This is a genomic window from Xanthomonas theicola (genome assembly GCF_014236795.1).
GTDB classification, from domain to species: domain Bacteria; phylum Pseudomonadota; class Gammaproteobacteria; order Xanthomonadales; family Xanthomonadaceae; genus Xanthomonas_A; species Xanthomonas_A theicola.
In genome coordinates, this window is the sequence record NZ_CP049017.1 from 1,648,142 (window position 1) to 1,662,447 (window position 14,306).

12 protein-coding genes and 3 pseudogenes are annotated in these 14,306 nt (G+C 68.9%); 6 read left to right on the forward strand and 9 right to left on the reverse strand.

What is annotated here, in order from left to right:
- Positions 1-9 precede the first annotated feature (9 nt).
- Entirely contained in the window at positions 10-3,513 is a 3,504-nt protein-coding gene (gene smc, locus G4Q83_RS07510) for a chromosome segregation protein SMC (RefSeq protein WP_128419990.1), read from the forward strand.
- Between the two features lie 58 nt (positions 3,514-3,571).
- The gene (zipA, locus tag G4Q83_RS07515) at positions 3,572-4,309 is read left to right on the forward strand and encodes a cell division protein ZipA (RefSeq protein ID WP_128419991.1); all 738 of its coding nucleotides are present in this window, start codon (positions 3,572-3,574) and stop codon (positions 4,307-4,309) included.
- Positions 4,310-4,537: 228 nt separating this feature from the next.
- On the opposite strand, the pseudogene G4Q83_RS23170 reads toward zipA, so the two are convergent.
- Together G4Q83_RS23170 and G4Q83_RS23175 are read right to left on the reverse strand one after the other, a co-directional pair.
- Positions 4,538-4,831, reverse strand: a pseudogene (locus G4Q83_RS23170) (IS30 family transposase); the annotation flags it as partial.
- 396 nt (positions 4,832-5,227) lie between these two features.
- The gene (locus tag G4Q83_RS23175; RefSeq protein ID WP_246432316.1) at positions 5,228-5,455 is read right to left on the reverse strand and encodes a helix-turn-helix domain-containing protein; all 228 of its coding nucleotides are present in this window, start codon (positions 5,453-5,455) and stop codon (positions 5,228-5,230) included.
- A gap of 230 nt (positions 5,456-5,685) precedes the next feature.
- Here G4Q83_RS23175 and thrC point away from each other — a divergent pair, with 230 nt between their 5' ends.
- Positions 5,686-6,981 (forward strand): threonine synthase, encoded by a 1,296-nt coding sequence (gene thrC / locus G4Q83_RS07525; RefSeq protein WP_128419992.1) that lies wholly within the window; start codon positions 5,686-5,688, stop codon positions 6,979-6,981.
- 46 nt (positions 6,982-7,027) lie between these two features.
- On the opposite strand, the gene G4Q83_RS07530 is transcribed toward thrC, so the two are convergent.
- From G4Q83_RS07530 to G4Q83_RS07555, 6 genes and pseudogenes are all read right to left on the reverse strand, one after another.
- Positions 7,028-7,354 (reverse strand): hypothetical protein, encoded by a 327-nt coding sequence (locus G4Q83_RS07530; RefSeq protein WP_128419993.1) that lies wholly within the window; start codon positions 7,352-7,354, stop codon positions 7,028-7,030.
- A gap of 137 nt (positions 7,355-7,491) precedes the next feature.
- Positions 7,492-7,962: a hypothetical protein gene (locus tag G4Q83_RS07535; protein ID WP_128419994.1), complete on the reverse strand. Its 471-nt coding sequence runs from the start codon at positions 7,960-7,962 to the stop codon at positions 7,492-7,494.
- A complete protein-coding gene (locus tag G4Q83_RS07540; protein ID WP_128419995.1) occupies positions 7,959-8,816 on the reverse strand; it encodes an FAD:protein FMN transferase in 858 nt (285 codons plus the stop codon). The genes G4Q83_RS07535 and G4Q83_RS07540 overlap by 4 nt, the downstream gene beginning before the upstream one ends.
- A complete protein-coding gene (locus tag G4Q83_RS07545) occupies positions 8,791-9,312 on the reverse strand; it encodes an FMN-binding protein (protein ID WP_128419996.1) in 522 nt (173 codons plus the stop codon). Before G4Q83_RS07545 ends, G4Q83_RS07540 begins: the two co-directional genes overlap by 26 nt.
- 100 nt (positions 9,313-9,412) lie before the next feature.
- Entirely contained in the window at positions 9,413-10,384 is a 972-nt protein-coding gene (locus G4Q83_RS07550; RefSeq protein WP_128419997.1) for a DUF6662 family protein, read from the reverse strand.
- A 236-nt stretch (positions 10,385-10,620) separates the two neighbouring features.
- Positions 10,621-10,788 (reverse strand): annotated as a pseudogene (locus G4Q83_RS07555) (recombinase family protein); the annotation flags it as partial.
- A gap of 31 nt (positions 10,789-10,819) precedes the next feature.
- On the opposite strand from G4Q83_RS07555, the gene G4Q83_RS07560 reads away from it, so the two are divergent.
- The gene (locus G4Q83_RS07560; protein ID WP_128419998.1) at positions 10,820-11,158 is read left to right on the forward strand and encodes a transposase; all 339 of its coding nucleotides are present in this window, start codon (positions 10,820-10,822) and stop codon (positions 11,156-11,158) included.
- Between the two features lie 283 nt (positions 11,159-11,441).
- Here the strand turns inward: G4Q83_RS07560 and G4Q83_RS07565 are convergent.
- Positions 11,442-12,195, reverse strand: a pseudogene (locus G4Q83_RS07565) (Crp/Fnr family transcriptional regulator).
- Between the two features lie 102 nt (positions 12,196-12,297).
- Here G4Q83_RS07565 and hisS point away from each other — a divergent pair.
- Both hisS and G4Q83_RS07575 read left to right on the forward strand, forming a co-directional pair.
- Positions 12,298-13,719 (forward strand): histidine--tRNA ligase, encoded by a 1,422-nt coding sequence (gene hisS, locus G4Q83_RS07570; protein ID WP_128419999.1) that lies wholly within the window; start codon positions 12,298-12,300, stop codon positions 13,717-13,719.
- A gap of 258 nt (positions 13,720-13,977) precedes the next feature.
- Positions 13,978-14,301: a YerC/YecD family TrpR-related protein gene (locus tag G4Q83_RS07575; RefSeq protein WP_128420000.1), complete on the forward strand. Its 324-nt coding sequence runs from the start codon at positions 13,978-13,980 to the stop codon at positions 14,299-14,301.
- Positions 14,302-14,306 lie beyond the last annotated feature (5 nt).

Sequence of the window (14,306 nt, forward strand, 5' to 3'; positions counted from 1 at the left end):
CCCGCCCCCATGCGCCTGTCGACCATCAAGCTGTCCGGCTTCAAGTCCTTCGTCGATCCGACCACGCTGCACCTGCCGACCAACATGACCGGCATCGTCGGTCCGAACGGCTGCGGCAAGTCGAACATCATCGACGCGGTGCGCTGGGTGATGGGCGAAAGCTCGGCCAGCCGCCTGCGCGGCGACTCGCTGACCGACGTGATCTTCTCCGGCTCCTCGGCGCGCAAGCCGGTGTCGCAGGCCACGGTGGAGCTGATCTTCGACAATTCCGACCACACCATCGCCGGCGAGTACGCCGCGTTCAACGAGATTTCGGTCAAGCGCCAGGTCAGTCGCGACGGCAGCAGCAGCTACTCCCTCAACGGCAGCAAGTGCCGTCGCCGCGACATCACCGACCTGTTCCTGGGCACCGGCCTGGGGCCGCGCAGCTACTCGATCATCGAGCAGGGCATGATCAGCCAGATCATCGAGGCGCGCCCGGAGGATCTGCGCGTGTACCTGGAGGAGGCGGCAGGCATTTCCAAGTACAAGGAGCGGCGCAAGGAGACCGAGACCCGCATCCGCCATACCCGTGAGAACCTGGAGCGCCTGGGCGACCTGCGCGAGGAGATCGGCAAGCAGCTCGAGCACCTCAAGCGCCAGGCGCGCCAGGCCGAGCAGTACCAGGCGCTGCAGGAAGAGCGCCGGGTCAAGGACGCGCAGTGGAAGGCGCTGGAGTACCGCGGCCTGGACGGGCGTCTGCAGGGCCTGCGCGAGGCGCTGGGCTACGAAGAGACGCGCCTGCAGCAGTTCATCGCCGAACAGCGCGATGCCGAGGCGCGGATCGAGACCGGCCGCGTGCGCCGCGAGGAGGCCGCCGACGCCTTGAACAAGGCCCAGGCCGAGGTCTACCAGGTCGGCAGCACGTTGGCGCGCATCGAACAGCAGATCCAGCACCAGCGCGATCTGTCGCAGCGCCTGCACAAGGCGCGCGACGAAGCGCAGCTGGCGCTGGTCGAGCTCGGCCAGCACATCAGCGGCGACGAGGCCAAGCTGGGCCTGCTGCGCGAATCGGTGGACGTGGCCAGCCCGCAGCTGGAGCAGTTGCAGGAAGACAACGAATGCAAGCAGGAGGCGCTGCGCGAGGTCGAGGGCACGCTCGGCGACTGGCAGCAGCGCTGGGAAGCGCACCAGCGCTACACCGCCGAGGCCTTGCGTGCCGGCGAGGTCGAGCGTACCCGCGTCGACTACCTGGACCGGCAGTCGCTGGAAGCCGAGCGCCGCCGCGAGGCGTTGGTCGCCGAGCGCGCCGGACTGGACCTGGACGCGCTGGCCGCCGCCTTCGAGCAGGTGGAACTGCAGCACCAGACCCGGCGCGCCGCGCTGGACGGGCTCAACGCGCAGGTCGAAACCCGCAAGCAGGCGGTGGCGGCGCTGCAGGAGCAGCAGCGCACCGCGCAGGCGGAGCTGGCCGAGGTGCGCAAACAGGCGCAGGCCGCGCGCGGCCGGCTGTCGTCGCTGGAAACCCTGCAGCAGGCCGCGCTCGGCCAGGAGCAGGGCGCCGCGGTGGCCTGGCTGCAGGCGCGCGGGCTGGATTCGGCGGCGCGCGTGGGCGAGCGCATCAGCGTCGAAAGCGGCTGGGAGAACGCGGTCGAAGGCGCACTCGGGCAGTTGATCGAGGGCGTGCTGGTCGATGCGCCGGAGACCTTGGTCGATGCACTAGGCGAACTCGGCGAAGGCCGCATCGCCCTGGTCAGCGGCGAAGAACAGACCGGCGACTTCGCGCCGACCTCGCTTGCCGCCAAGGTACAGGGTCCGATCGCGATCCGTCGGCTGCTGGCGCGGTTGCATGCGGCCGACGACCTCGCCGCCGCGCGCGCCCTGCTGCCGCAGCTGGGCGAGGGCGATTCGATCGTCACCCGCGACGGCGCGCGCCTGGGCGAGGGCTGGCTGCGGGTGTCGCGCTCCGGCGCGGCCAAGCAGGGCGCGCTGCTGCGCGAGCGCGAGATCCAGGCCTTGCGCGGCCAGATCGACGCCTTGCAGGACCGCGAAGCGGAACTGGACCAGCGCCTGGCCAACTTGCGCGAGCAGTCGCTGGCCGCCGAGCAGCAGCGCGAGGACGCGCAGCGCCAGCTGTACCAGGCCCACCGCAGCGTCTCCGAACTGGCCGGGCAGTTGCAGAGCCAGCAGGGCAAGGTGGACGCCGCGCGCACCCGCATCGAGCGCATCGAGGTGGAGATCGCGCAGTTGCTGGAAACCCTGGACGGCAGCCGCGCGCAGGCGCGCGCGGCGCGTTCCAAGCTGGAGGATGCGGTCGCCAGCATGGGCGACCTGGAAACCACCCGGCACGCGCTGGAGAGCGAGCGCCGCCAGCTCACCGAAGCGCGCGACCTGGCCCGCGACGCCGCGCGGCGGGTGCGCGAGGCCGCGCACGCGCTGGCCCTGACCCTGGAATCGCAACGCGCGCAGATCGCCTCGCTGCGCCAGGCGCTGGAGCGCATGGGCAACCAGCGCGGGCAACTGGATTCGCGCTTGGGCGAGCTCAGCGCGCAGCTGAACGAAGGCGATTCGCCGGTGCATGCGCTGGAAGCCGAGCACCAGGCCGCGCTGAGCGAACGCGTGCGCAGCGACCGCGTGCTCGGCGAGGCGCGCGCGCAACTGGACGGCATCGACAACGAACTGCGCGGCCTGGAGCAGACCCGCCAGCAGCGCGACGAACAGGCCCTGGCGCAGCGCGAGCGCATCGCCCAGCGCCGCCTCGAGCAGCAGGCGCTGGTGCTCAGCGCCGAGCAGTTGTCGGCGGCGGTGGTCAAGGCCGGCTTCGTGCTCGAGGACGTGATCAATGGCCTGCCCGAGCAGGCCGATCCGGCCGAATGGGAGCAGGCGGTGCAGCAAATCGATGGGCGCATGCGCCGCCTGGAGCCGGTCAACCTGGCCGCGATCAGCGAGTATGGCGAGGCCGCGCAGCGCGCCGAGTACCTGGAGGCGCAGGACGTGGACCTGAACACCGCGCTGGAAACCCTGGAAGACGCGATCCGCAAGATCGACCGCGAGACCCGCGGCCGCTTCAAGGATACCTTCGACCGGGTCAATTCCGGCGTGCAGGCGCTGTATCCGCGCCTGTTCGGCGGCGGGCACGCGTATCTGGAACTCACCGGCGAAGACCTGCTCGACACCGGCGTGGCGATCATGGCGCGGCCGCCGGGCAAGCGCGTGTCCAGCATCTCGCTGTTGTCCGGCGGCGAGAAGGCGATGACTGCGGTGGCGCTGGTGTTCGCCATCTTCCAGCTCAACCCGGCGCCGTTCTGCCTGCTCGACGAGGTCGATGCGCCGCTGGACGAAGCCAACGTCGGCCGCCTGGCGGCGATGGTCAAGGAAATGAGCGAGAAGGTGCAGTTCCTGTTCGTCAGCCACAACAAGGCGACGATGGAAGCGGCGCATCAGCTCAGCGGCGTGACCATGCGCGAGCCCGGCGTCAGCCGCCTGGTCAGCGTGGACCTGGAGGAAGCTGCGCGTTTGGCGGGCGCGGCCTGACGTGACATGCTAAATACCGTGTCTTCCCCCTACGCACCCCTGCCGGAGTAACCTCCGAATGTCCGACATGGCACTGCTACGCATCGGCATCCTCGCCGCCGGCCTGCTGCTGATCGCGGCGATCTTCCTGTTCGGCCGCCCGAAGAAACCGACCCAGGGCCGGCGCGTGGAACCGGCCGATCCGGCCGCGCCGCGCCGCGAGCCTTCGCTCGGCGATGCCGCGCCGCCCATCGACGGCGAGGCCGGCGCCGCAACCGGCCAGGACGGGGCCCTGGGCCAGCCCGAACTGGGCCTGCCCGCCCCCGAATCGGCCAGCGCCGAACTCGGCAAGCGGCCCAGTCAGGACTTCGACAAGATCGTCTCGCTGTACGTGGCCGCACGCGCCGGCCAGGTGCTGCGCGGCGAAGACATCGTCGTCGCCGCCGAGAAGACCGGGCTGGTGTTCGGCCACATGAACGTGTTCCACCGCCTGGTCGAAGGCCATTCCGAACGCGGCCCGATCTTCAGCATGGCCAGCATCATGAAGCCGGGCAGCTTCGAGATGGCCCGCATCCGCGAAATGGAGACCCCGGCGATCGCCTTCTTCCTGACCCTGCCGGCGCCGTTGAGCGCGCTCGACGCCTGGGAAAAGATGCTGCCGACGGTGCAGCGCATGGGCGAGCTGCTCGACGGCGTGGTCCTGGACGACAGCCGCAACGCCCTCGGCCGCCAGCGCATCGCGCATATCCGCGACGACCTGCGCGCCTACGACCGGCAGCATCAGGCGCCGCCGTTGACCAAGGCTCCGCGCTGGTAGGGCCTGGACTCGGGACTCCGGACGGCAGGATGATGTCCCGGGACGGACCGCTGTCGAGGGCGGTTTCAATCTCCAACAGCAACCCATGACCGACTGGGGATGGATCGGGTGAGAATCACCACTCAATGCCAGCGCAGATGCTTGAAGCGGCGTCCTCCAGTCCAGCGCTTTGCGCGGCCGGGTGTTGAGGCGGTCGGCAATGGCATCGAGTCGATCTTGCGAATAGACCGACAGGTTGGCCCCTTTGGGCAGGGATTGGCGCGGCAAGCCGTTGCTGTTCTCGCAGGTCCATCGCTGCCACGGGCTGTACGGATCGCAAAAGGACACATGCACACCGGTGTTCGCACTGAACTGTGCATGCTGCGCCATCGCCTTGCCCCGGTCATAGGTCAGACTCCGACGCATCGGTTCGGCAATCGCATTGAATTTGGCCGTCAATCCCAACAGCGCCGAAGCGGACGTCGCATCCACCATCTTGGCCAGCACCACCAGCCGCGTGGTGCGTTCAACCGACACACCCACCGAGGACTGGTGGCGTGCGCCCTTGATGAAGTCTCCCTCCAGTGTCCGGGCATGACCCGGTCATCGATTCCGGGCGGGCGCATGTGAATGCCGACAATGTCCTGCAGCATCCCGTGCCGGTCGGTACCGGGCGTGCGCGGTTTGCGAGCACCGTGCCCTTGGCGCAGCGATGCCCCCCGTTCCTTGCCAAGCGCGCCGCGTGGAGCCGGGTGGATCCTTGTGTAAATCGTCTCGTGGGCGGCGAGCAAGGCAGGCTGCCCAGGGTGTTGACGCTTGCGTGTGACGGCAACGCGCATGGGCGACCAACCCTGCTCAAGCAACAGCCGCAGCTGAGACCACAACGCGCCTTCCAGCGCCAACTTGCGCGGACGCCGCGCCTGCCTGCGTACGCGCCGGCTACGCACGCCAGCCCGATGTGCGTCGTAGCCGCCGGCAATGCGTGAGCGTCCCATCCGTCCCTTGCTCGCGCGCGGGCACGTCGCCATTGCGTCGCAACGCACGCGTGATCGTGCTCGGCGCGCGTCCAAGCGCACGCGCCATGGCACGGGCACTGGCCTGCTCAAGCTGCATCGCCATCCGCGCATCCCGCTCTTGGGCACTCAATTGCAAATAGGACGTTTGCATCGGTTCATTCCAAGGCGTGTTGCGCTTCACTATGGACTCCGCCAAGCAAAAGAAAACCGCCCCCGGGCAGACCGCCCCGCGCAAGCGCGGGGTCAGCGAGCACGCCGGCCCTCACGAGGGACGGCAGCGAAAACAGCAACGGCAGTAGCAACAGCAAAGGCAACCGCTAGAACAACAGCAACGTCCAGAGCAACCGTGCGGATCGAATTCCTTACTACCGATGGATCGCGATGAACTTCATCTCCACCCGTAATGCCGCCCCCACCGCCACCCTCAGCCAGGCCATCGTCGCCGGCCTGGCGCCCGATGGCGGACTGTACGTTCCCGAGCGCATGCCGCCGGCGCGCGAGCTGCGTCCCGGCGCCAGCCTGGCCGAGACCGCCGCGTGCCTGTTGGCGCCGTTCTTCGACGGCGACGCACTCGCCGCCGAACTGCCGGCGATCTGCGCCGAAGCCTTCGATTTCGACGCGCCACTGCAGCCGCTGGCCACGTCCGGTGACCACGCCCTGGAACTGTTCCACGGGCCGACCGCCGCGTTCAAGGATTTCGGCGCGCGCTTCCTCGCCGCCTGCCTGACCCGGCTGCGCCGCGACACCGCTACGCCGCTGACCATCCTCGTCGCCACCTCCGGCGACACCGGCGCCGCCGTCGCCGCCGCCTTCCATCGCCAGCCCGGGCTGCGCGTGGTGGTGCTGTATCCGGACGGGCGCGTGTCGCCGCGCCAGGCGCACCAACTGGGATGCTTCGGCGACAACATCCAGGCGTTGCGCGTGGCCGGCACGTTCGACGACTGCCAGGCGCTGGTCAAGCAGGCCCTGAACGATGCCGAGCTGCACGCACAGGCGCCGTCGAGCTCGGCCAACAGCATCAGCCTGGGCCGGCTGCTGCCGCAGATGAGCTACTACGCGCACAGCGCGTTGCTCCACCATGCCGCGCATGCGCAGGCGCTGCACCTGGTGGTGCCGACCGGCAACCTGGGCAATGCGCTGGCGGCGATCCTGGCGCGCGGGCTGGGCGTGCCGCTGGGCCGCATCGTGCTGGCGACTAACGCCAACCGCGTGCTGCCGGACTACTTCGCCGGCGCCGACTATGCGCCGCAACCCAGCGTGGCCACCGTCGCCAATGCGATGGATGTCGGCGCGCCGAGCAACTTCGAGCGCCTGCGCTGGCTGTACCGCGGCGGCGACGCCGCATTGCGTGCGCAGTTCCAGTCCTATTCGGTGGACGATGCGCAGATCCGCCAGTTGATCGGCGAACGCTTCCGCCGCTACGGCGAGGTGCATTGCCCGCACACCGCGACCGCCTTGCACGTGCTGCAGCAGATCCGCGCCGAGGGCGCCGACGCCGGCGACTGGGCCGTGGCCGCGACCGCGCACCCGGCCAAGTTCGAGGTGGTGGTCGAGCCGTTGATCGGCCAGCCGGTGCCCGTGCCGCCGGCGTTGGCGGCATTGCTGCAGCGGCCGGCGCATGCCGAGCCGATCGCGCCGGACTACGCGGCGCTGCGTGCGCGCCTGCTGGCCGGCTGATGACCGCCGCAGCGGCCGCCGTCGCAACCGGCGCCGGCGCGCAGGTTCACGCCTGCCCCTGCTCCTGCGGCTGCATCCGCTGCCACGCGGCCTGCACCACGCTGCGGACCTGCAGCCAGTCCAGGCGCGAGCGCGGGTGGTCGCGCAGGAACACCTCGCGCAGGTGCGGCACCACGTCCTCGAAGCGCTGGCCGTGGTACTTGAGGTAGGCGTCGTAGGCCAGCTTCAGCGCCGGCTCGTAGTCGAAGAACGTATGTCCGGGCTGGTGGAATGGAGCCTGCGCGAACTGCGCCTTCCAGAATTCCAGTTCTCTTTCGCGATCCAACATCACGCAGGCGCGTGGGTCTTGCTGCACATCGATGGCGACGCGCATGGTTGTCCTCCGTAAGGCCCCCCACCGGCACCGCGGCGCCGCCGCAGGTGTGCTGCTGATCGCAGTCTATGCCCATGCGCATCACAAGGCATGCCGTCATACTGAACCATTCATCATTCGCGGCCGATCGGTCGCGATCAGGTGGGTCCCTCTGGCCGCGCGCGCCTGCGCAAGCGGCGCGCGCGCCGGTAATGCCAGAGGAACAGCGGCAGGGCGGGGATGCCGGCGACCCAGTGCAGCACGCTGATCCACTGCCGCGCGTCCTCGTCGGCGACGTAGTACAGCAGGTATCCGCTGACGCCGAGCGCGCCGGCCAGCAGCAACAGTCCCAGCCCGATCCAGCGTTGCCTACGGTTGTGCCAGCCCTGCACGAAGTGTATGGCGGTCAGGCTGCCGACGCCCAGCACGAAGCCCAGCACCGCCGCGCCATGGGTGCGGAGCATCCATGGCTCGCCGGGATTCACTTCCGGCCCGTACGGCCCCTGCAGCTGCCACAGATGGTGCAGCAGCAGCCAGGCGATCCCGCTGCACCAGAGCGCCCCGCCGCTGCCGGCGAGCAGCAGCACCTGCCAGCGCGCCAGCCGTGCCGAGGCCGGGTGTGCGCTCATGCCGCCAGGCCCGGCGGCGGGGCCTGGCGCACCACGAAACCACCGTGGCTGGCCAGCATCGCGTCCGCCAGCGCCGGCGCCTGCAGCGCGATCTTGGTCATCGCATCGGCCAGGACGCAACACGGCGCGACGACGCTGACCGCGCCCGCGGACAGCACCGGCCGGCCGCGTCCGTCCAGGTGCGGGCTGTGCTCGCGCCCGCGGTAGGGGCGCCGCTGGTGCAGGTTGCTGGAACTGGCGATGGCGCTGTCGTGCAGTTCGACGACGCCGTCGATGGCCTGCTTGCCGCCGCGCAGATGGACCTGCGCATGTCCGAGCACGCGCAGGTCGCCGCCGGCGTTGACCACCGCCCGCACAATCCCGGCCTGGCGCAGGCAGGCGATGGCGCGGTCCACGGCGAAGCCCTTGGCGATGCCGCCCAGGTCGATCAGCAGCCCGCGCCGGCATGCCACCCGGTCGCAGCCGACGATCTCGAGGTCCGCGGTCGTGCCGCGCATCCGGCGCAGGTCGATGCCGGGCGGCCTCGGCAGGAAGCCGGACGCCACCAGACGCGCGCCGACGGCCACGTCGAACAGGCCGGACGAGCGCCGGTGCAACGCCTTGGCGAGCGCCAGGACCTCGACCGTGTCCGGGTCGACCTGGACGGCGCTGCCGGGGGGGGCCCGGCGCAGTGCGGCGAGGTCGCTGTCCTCCTGATGGAAGGACATGCGCGCGTGCACGTGGGCGATCTGCGCGAACGCCAGGTCCGCGGCGGCCTGGCAGCCGGCGGGTACGCGGATCTCGACGAATGTCCCGAGCAGCGGTTTGCAGCGCCGGATGTCCTCCCGCTCAGGCGTGGCGCAGGACGAGCGCATAGGTCTTGAGCAGGCGGCGCACGCCGTCGGTGAGGTGCTTGGACGACAGCGTGGCGCCGGAGATGTTGCGGATGTCCTTGCCCAGTTGCGGCGCCGAATCGGCGGTCTTGCCGACGAACTGGCTGCGCCATCCAGGTTCGCGCACTTGCCCGCCGTACGTTTCGCGGTACTCCAGGATCTCCACGTCGGCGACCGCCCCGGCCGCATCCAGCGCCACCGCAAAGGTGATGAAGTCGTGCTTGCCCACCACATGGTCCACGATCAGCCAGCCGCCGCCCGAGGCGCGCCAGGCTTTCAGTTCCGGCGACAGCGGCGAGACCCCGGCGGCCTTGCCGATGGCGGCGATCTGGCTGCTGTCCAGGGTGCGGAAGTCCGGCGTCAGCGTCCGCCCGGGGAACATCTGCGCCTGCGCCTGCTCCAGCGTCAGGTAGGTCGTCGCATGCGACGGGGCCGCGGCGAGCGCGATCAGTGGAATGGCGGCGAATCGGTAGTGCATGCGGATGCCCAAGGGGGGATCGTGGCCGGATCCGCGGACAGGCGCCGGATCCGCAGGTGCGGCGGCGCAGGCCAGGCCCGTGCCGCCGCCGCGAAGCGTGTCATCCGCCGAACGGCACGCCGAACTTCAGCGAGATCTCGCGGCGCTCGTGCGAACGCAGGAACAGATGGTTGCCGACGTAGGCGTCGTCCTGGTAGCCATTGGGATCGCCATACACCTGCTCCAGCCAGCCGAGGGTGAACCAGGCCTTGCGCCCGCCGTAGTGCAGCACCGGCCCGAGCCAGTACACCGAATGCTCGTGCACGTGGAACGAGCCGATCTCGTTGTGGTTGCGCATCTCCAGTCCCGCCGACCAATTGGGGCGGAAGCGGTAGCTCAGGCCGAGGCTGTTGTTGAAATCCAACTCGCTGGTGTGGTCGGCCTCGCCCTGGAAGCGGATGTTCTCCACTTCCAGGAACAGGTTGTAGGCAAGCACCACGCGGTCGTCGTAGAAGTCCTTCTGCAGCAGTAGGCCGGTCTCCAGCTCGTAGGTGCCGTCGTACTTCAGACCGTTGTGCAGGTCGTGGAACATGTAGGACGGTTCGACGTAGAAGGCCAGGCCGTAGCCGTCGACGTAGGGGCTGCGGGCACGGTAGATGAATTCCGCCGAGACGCTCTGTCCATAGGTGCCGTGGCGGGTGAAGCCGGTGCCGCCGAGCGGATCGTCGTCGTCGGGCGACTTGTTGGCCGCGATGTGGACGCTGTTGAGGTACAGCGATCCCTGCAGCTTGTCGGTGAAGCCGTATTCGATCTCGGTGGAGGAATCGATCGCCTCGAACTGTCCGAACGCGCGTTGCGAGCGGTCCCGAAACACCTGTTCGAACTCGTACGTCCCGACCGGCGTGGTATCGGTGGTGTAGGTGCGGGCGAACAGGCCTTCCCCGGCCGTGGCGCTGCCGCTGGCCAGCAGTAACAGCCCGGCGATCACCCATGGCCGCGGCCGGCCGGTGCTGCGCCACCGTGCAATTGCGTGCAGCCGCGCCGCATCGGCCCCGTCGCCCGCCGCCAAGTCCGCCTTTTGCTCCGTTTGCATCGACTCACTGCCTGTGTGGTTGGTTATGCGAGTCATTCTCATTTATGTAATGTCGAAAAATTGTCGAAATGTCAAAAAAATGTCAGGCCGCCGGTCTTGGAAGAGGGTTTGAGGCGCAGTGGAACGGAAAACCGGCATAAGCGTCCGATGCGTGCGTTCACACGCCAACCGCCGACGAAACGCCGAACAATGACCTTTGAGTTCAGCGGAACCTGGAAATCAGGGAGAGACTCATCGAGCCTTGGCGATGACGCGGCAACGACGACCTCGCCAGGGCGCAGGTCGGCGATCATCCGCAGCAACTCGGGCCGGTCCGCATCGGCGCCGGAGGCCTTCTCGCGGTACACGCCCGCGACGTAATACCCAGCCGCCCGCGTGCTGTGCTCGATCTCGGCTTGGCGGCTGGCCGCCCGTGAAGGATTGAGGAATCAGCGTATGGCTCCAATCACGGAAGTAGAGTGGCAAGCCCTTGAGGACGGCCTCGACACGTCGGCGATCTTGTGTGCTGTGGACGCCCTGGATCGGTTGCGTACCGCGCTGGCTAACTCCAGCGAAGGCGGTCTGTCCGCGATGCGCGATGAGTTGCTGCAGTTGCATCGATCGGCGCAGGCAGTGCGTAAGTCCGGAACGTCGGTCGAAATCCACGAACTGTTTGACCTGACCAACGACATTGAACTCCAGATCGGTGAATGGCTGAAAACACTCAACAGCATCCAAGCCACGTTGTCAGCCATCACTGCGATCTATCCGGAAAGCCTTGCGTACGAGGACTGAGCGGCTTATGCCGGTTTTCCGTTCCATTGCGCCCCAAACCCCGAAGAGACGGGCGGTCCTGCGACAGAGCGTGGCGCACCTGGACGCAGGCACGGCCTTTCCTCCCACCGGGCGACGGAGGCAACGTGCGGTGCGCCGGCAATCGAGCTGCTAGGACCGCGTCCGCAGCGGTTGTCCACAACGTATGTGGAGCGTTGCCCTGGAAACCTGTGGGTAAGTCCGTGCGGGCGCGGTGCCGCGGGACAGGAGCCGGGCTGGCGAAAAAAACGCCGCCGCACCCCGATCACGCCTCGTCGGCGGCCAGCCGATGCAGGGCGGCGAAGTCGCGGATCTCGACCACGTGCAACTGCGGCAGCGCGATCAGGCCCTGCTGGCGCAGCTTGGTGAAGGTGCGGCTGACCGTTTCCATAGTCAAGCCGAGATGGTCGGCGATGTCGCCGCGGCCCATCGGCAGGGTCACCTTGTTGCCGGGGTCGCCCTGGCGGGCCGCGAGCGCGGCCAGCTTGAGCAGAAACCGGCCAGTTTCTCCGTCGGTTGCAGGCGCGCCAGCGCCAGCGCCGCGTCCTGCGCGGCGTCCGTTCCAGGCAGGCGCGCTGCAGCAGCTTGCGCTCCAGCTGCGGCAACTGGCCGCGCAACTGCTGCATCTGCACGAGCGGAACCCGGCACACGCGGCTGTCGGCGATCGCTTCGATGTCGTGGCGGTGCCTGGCCGATTCGCTCAGCCCCACGTAATCGCCGGGCAGCACGAAGTCGGCCACCTGGCGGCGGCCGTCGGCCAGCGTCGGCAACAGTCGCAACGCGCCGGAGGCGACGGTGTAGACGGCCTGCCGGGCTTTGCCGGTGCGGGCCACGGTGGCGCCGGCGGCATAGGTCTGCGACGTCGTCGCCCGTTCCAACGCCTGCACCTCGTCGCGGCCCAGCGCCGAACAGATCGCCAGGTGGCGCACTGCGCAGTGCAGGCATTCGTTCGTGCGCGTGTCCCATACCGGGGCGGGCTCGGCATAGGACAGGGCGAATCCGGAAAGAGGCCTGGTCATGGGCATGGCGGCGGCGGGGAAATGATACGACGATGCGGCCGGCTGCGGCCGGTGCGGCTAGAATTGGTCCTTCGCTCGCTCGGAACCGCAGGAGTTTTGCACGTGATCAAGCCCCGTACGCCGCCCGGCATCATGGAGTTGCTGCCGCGCGAGCAGATCGCGTTCCAGCGCATGCTGGACGTCATCCGCCGCAACTACGAGCGGTTCGGGTTCCTGCCGGTGGAGACGCCGGTGTTCGAGCTGTCCGACGTGCTGCTGACCAAGTCCGGCGGCGAGACCGAGCGCCAGGTGTATTTCGTGCAGTCCACCGGGGCGCTGGCCAATGCCGCCGCGCCCGACGCCGGCGGCGAGGGCGGGCTGCCGGGACACTCCCTCCCGGAACTGGCGCTGCGCTTCGACCTGACCGTGCCGCTGGCGCGCTACGTGGCCGAGCACGAGCACGCGCTGAGCTTCCCGTTCCGCCGCTACCAGATGCAGCGCGTGTACCGCGGCGAGCGCGCCCAGCGCGGCCGCTTCCGCGAGTTCTACCAGTGCGACATCGACGTGATCGGCAAGGACGCGCTGAGCATCCGCTACGACGCCGAGGTGCTGGCGGTGATCCATGCGGTGTTCGCCGAACTGGGTATCGGCGCCTTCGCGGTGCAGTTGAACAACCGCAAGCTGATGCGCGGCTTCTTCGAGAGCCTGGGCGTGGCCGAGGGCGAGCGCCAGCTGGCGGTGCTGCGCGAGGTCGACAAGCTCGACAAGCGCGGCGCCGACTACGTGCGCGAGACGCTGGCCGGGGAGGGTTTCGCGATCCCGGCCGCGCAGGTCGAACAGATCCTCGGCTTCGTCGCGGTGCGTTCCAGCGGCCACGACGACGCGCTGGCGCGGCTGGACGCGCTGGCCACGGCGTCGGAATCGAGCGCGACGTTGCGCCAGGGCGTGGCCGAGCTGCGCGAGGTGCTGGCCCTGGTCGAGGCGCTGGGCGTGCCGGAAACCGCGTACTGCCTGAACTTCTCCATCGCCCGCGGCCTGGACTACTACACCGGCACCGTCTACGAGACCTTGCTGACCGACTACCCGCAGATCGGCTCGATCTGCTCGGGCGGACGCTACGAGGACCTGGCCAGCCACTACAGCAAGTCCAAGCTGCCGGGCGTGGGCATCTCGATCGGCCTGACCCGCCTGTTCTGGCAGTTGCGCGAGGCCGGGCTGATCGAGGGCATCGCCTCCAGCAGCGTGCAGGCGATGGTGGCGCTGATGGACGAGGCCAGGCTGGCCGATGCGCTGGACATCGCCCGCCGCCTGCGCATCGGCGGCATCAATACCGAAGTGCAGATGGAGCCGAAGAAGATCGGCAAGCAGTTCCAGTACGCCGCGCGTGCCGGCATCCGCTTCGTGGTGCTGGCCGGCGACGACGAACTGGCGCGCGGCGTGGTCGCGGTCAAGGACCTGGTGCGCGAGCAGCAGTTCGAGGTCGCCCGCGACGAACTGGCCGGCACCCTGCTGGTCGAGCTGGAGCAGGCCAAGGCGATGGCCTGAGCGGGCCTGGCATGCGGTCCAGGCGGCGCGGTACGCGCGCGCCTTGGCCGGTGTTCGCTGCGAGTGCCTGTCGCGGCTGAAGCCGCTCCTACAGGGAGCGGTGTGCGTGCTTTTGTAGGAGCGGCTTCAACTGCGACCGGTCGCATGGCGGCCTCGCATCCATCGGCATCGAACACTCCCACCGAACGCCCGCCCGCCGCGGCTTGACCCATGCCGTCCAATGGCGTTAATGTACTAACACGCTATTACATTATCGCAATGAAACAACGACCCGCCCCCGCAACCGATCGCGACGACGCCCCGTTCAGGGCGCTGTCGCGGGCCCTGGCCCACCTGAGCAAGCCGCAGGAGGTCGCTGCGTTCCTGCAGGACCTGTGCACGCCTGCCGAACTGGAAGCGATATCCGACCGCTGGCGGGTGGTGCCGCTGCTGCTCAAGGGCGTGCCGTATCGCGAGATCCACGAGCTGACCCAGGTCAGCGTCACCACCATCGGCCGCGTCGCGCGGACCCTGGAATACGGCGCCGGCGGCTATGCCGCGGCGCTGCGCCGGCAAGCGGTGCGCCCTTCCGATTCCCATTGAGATGT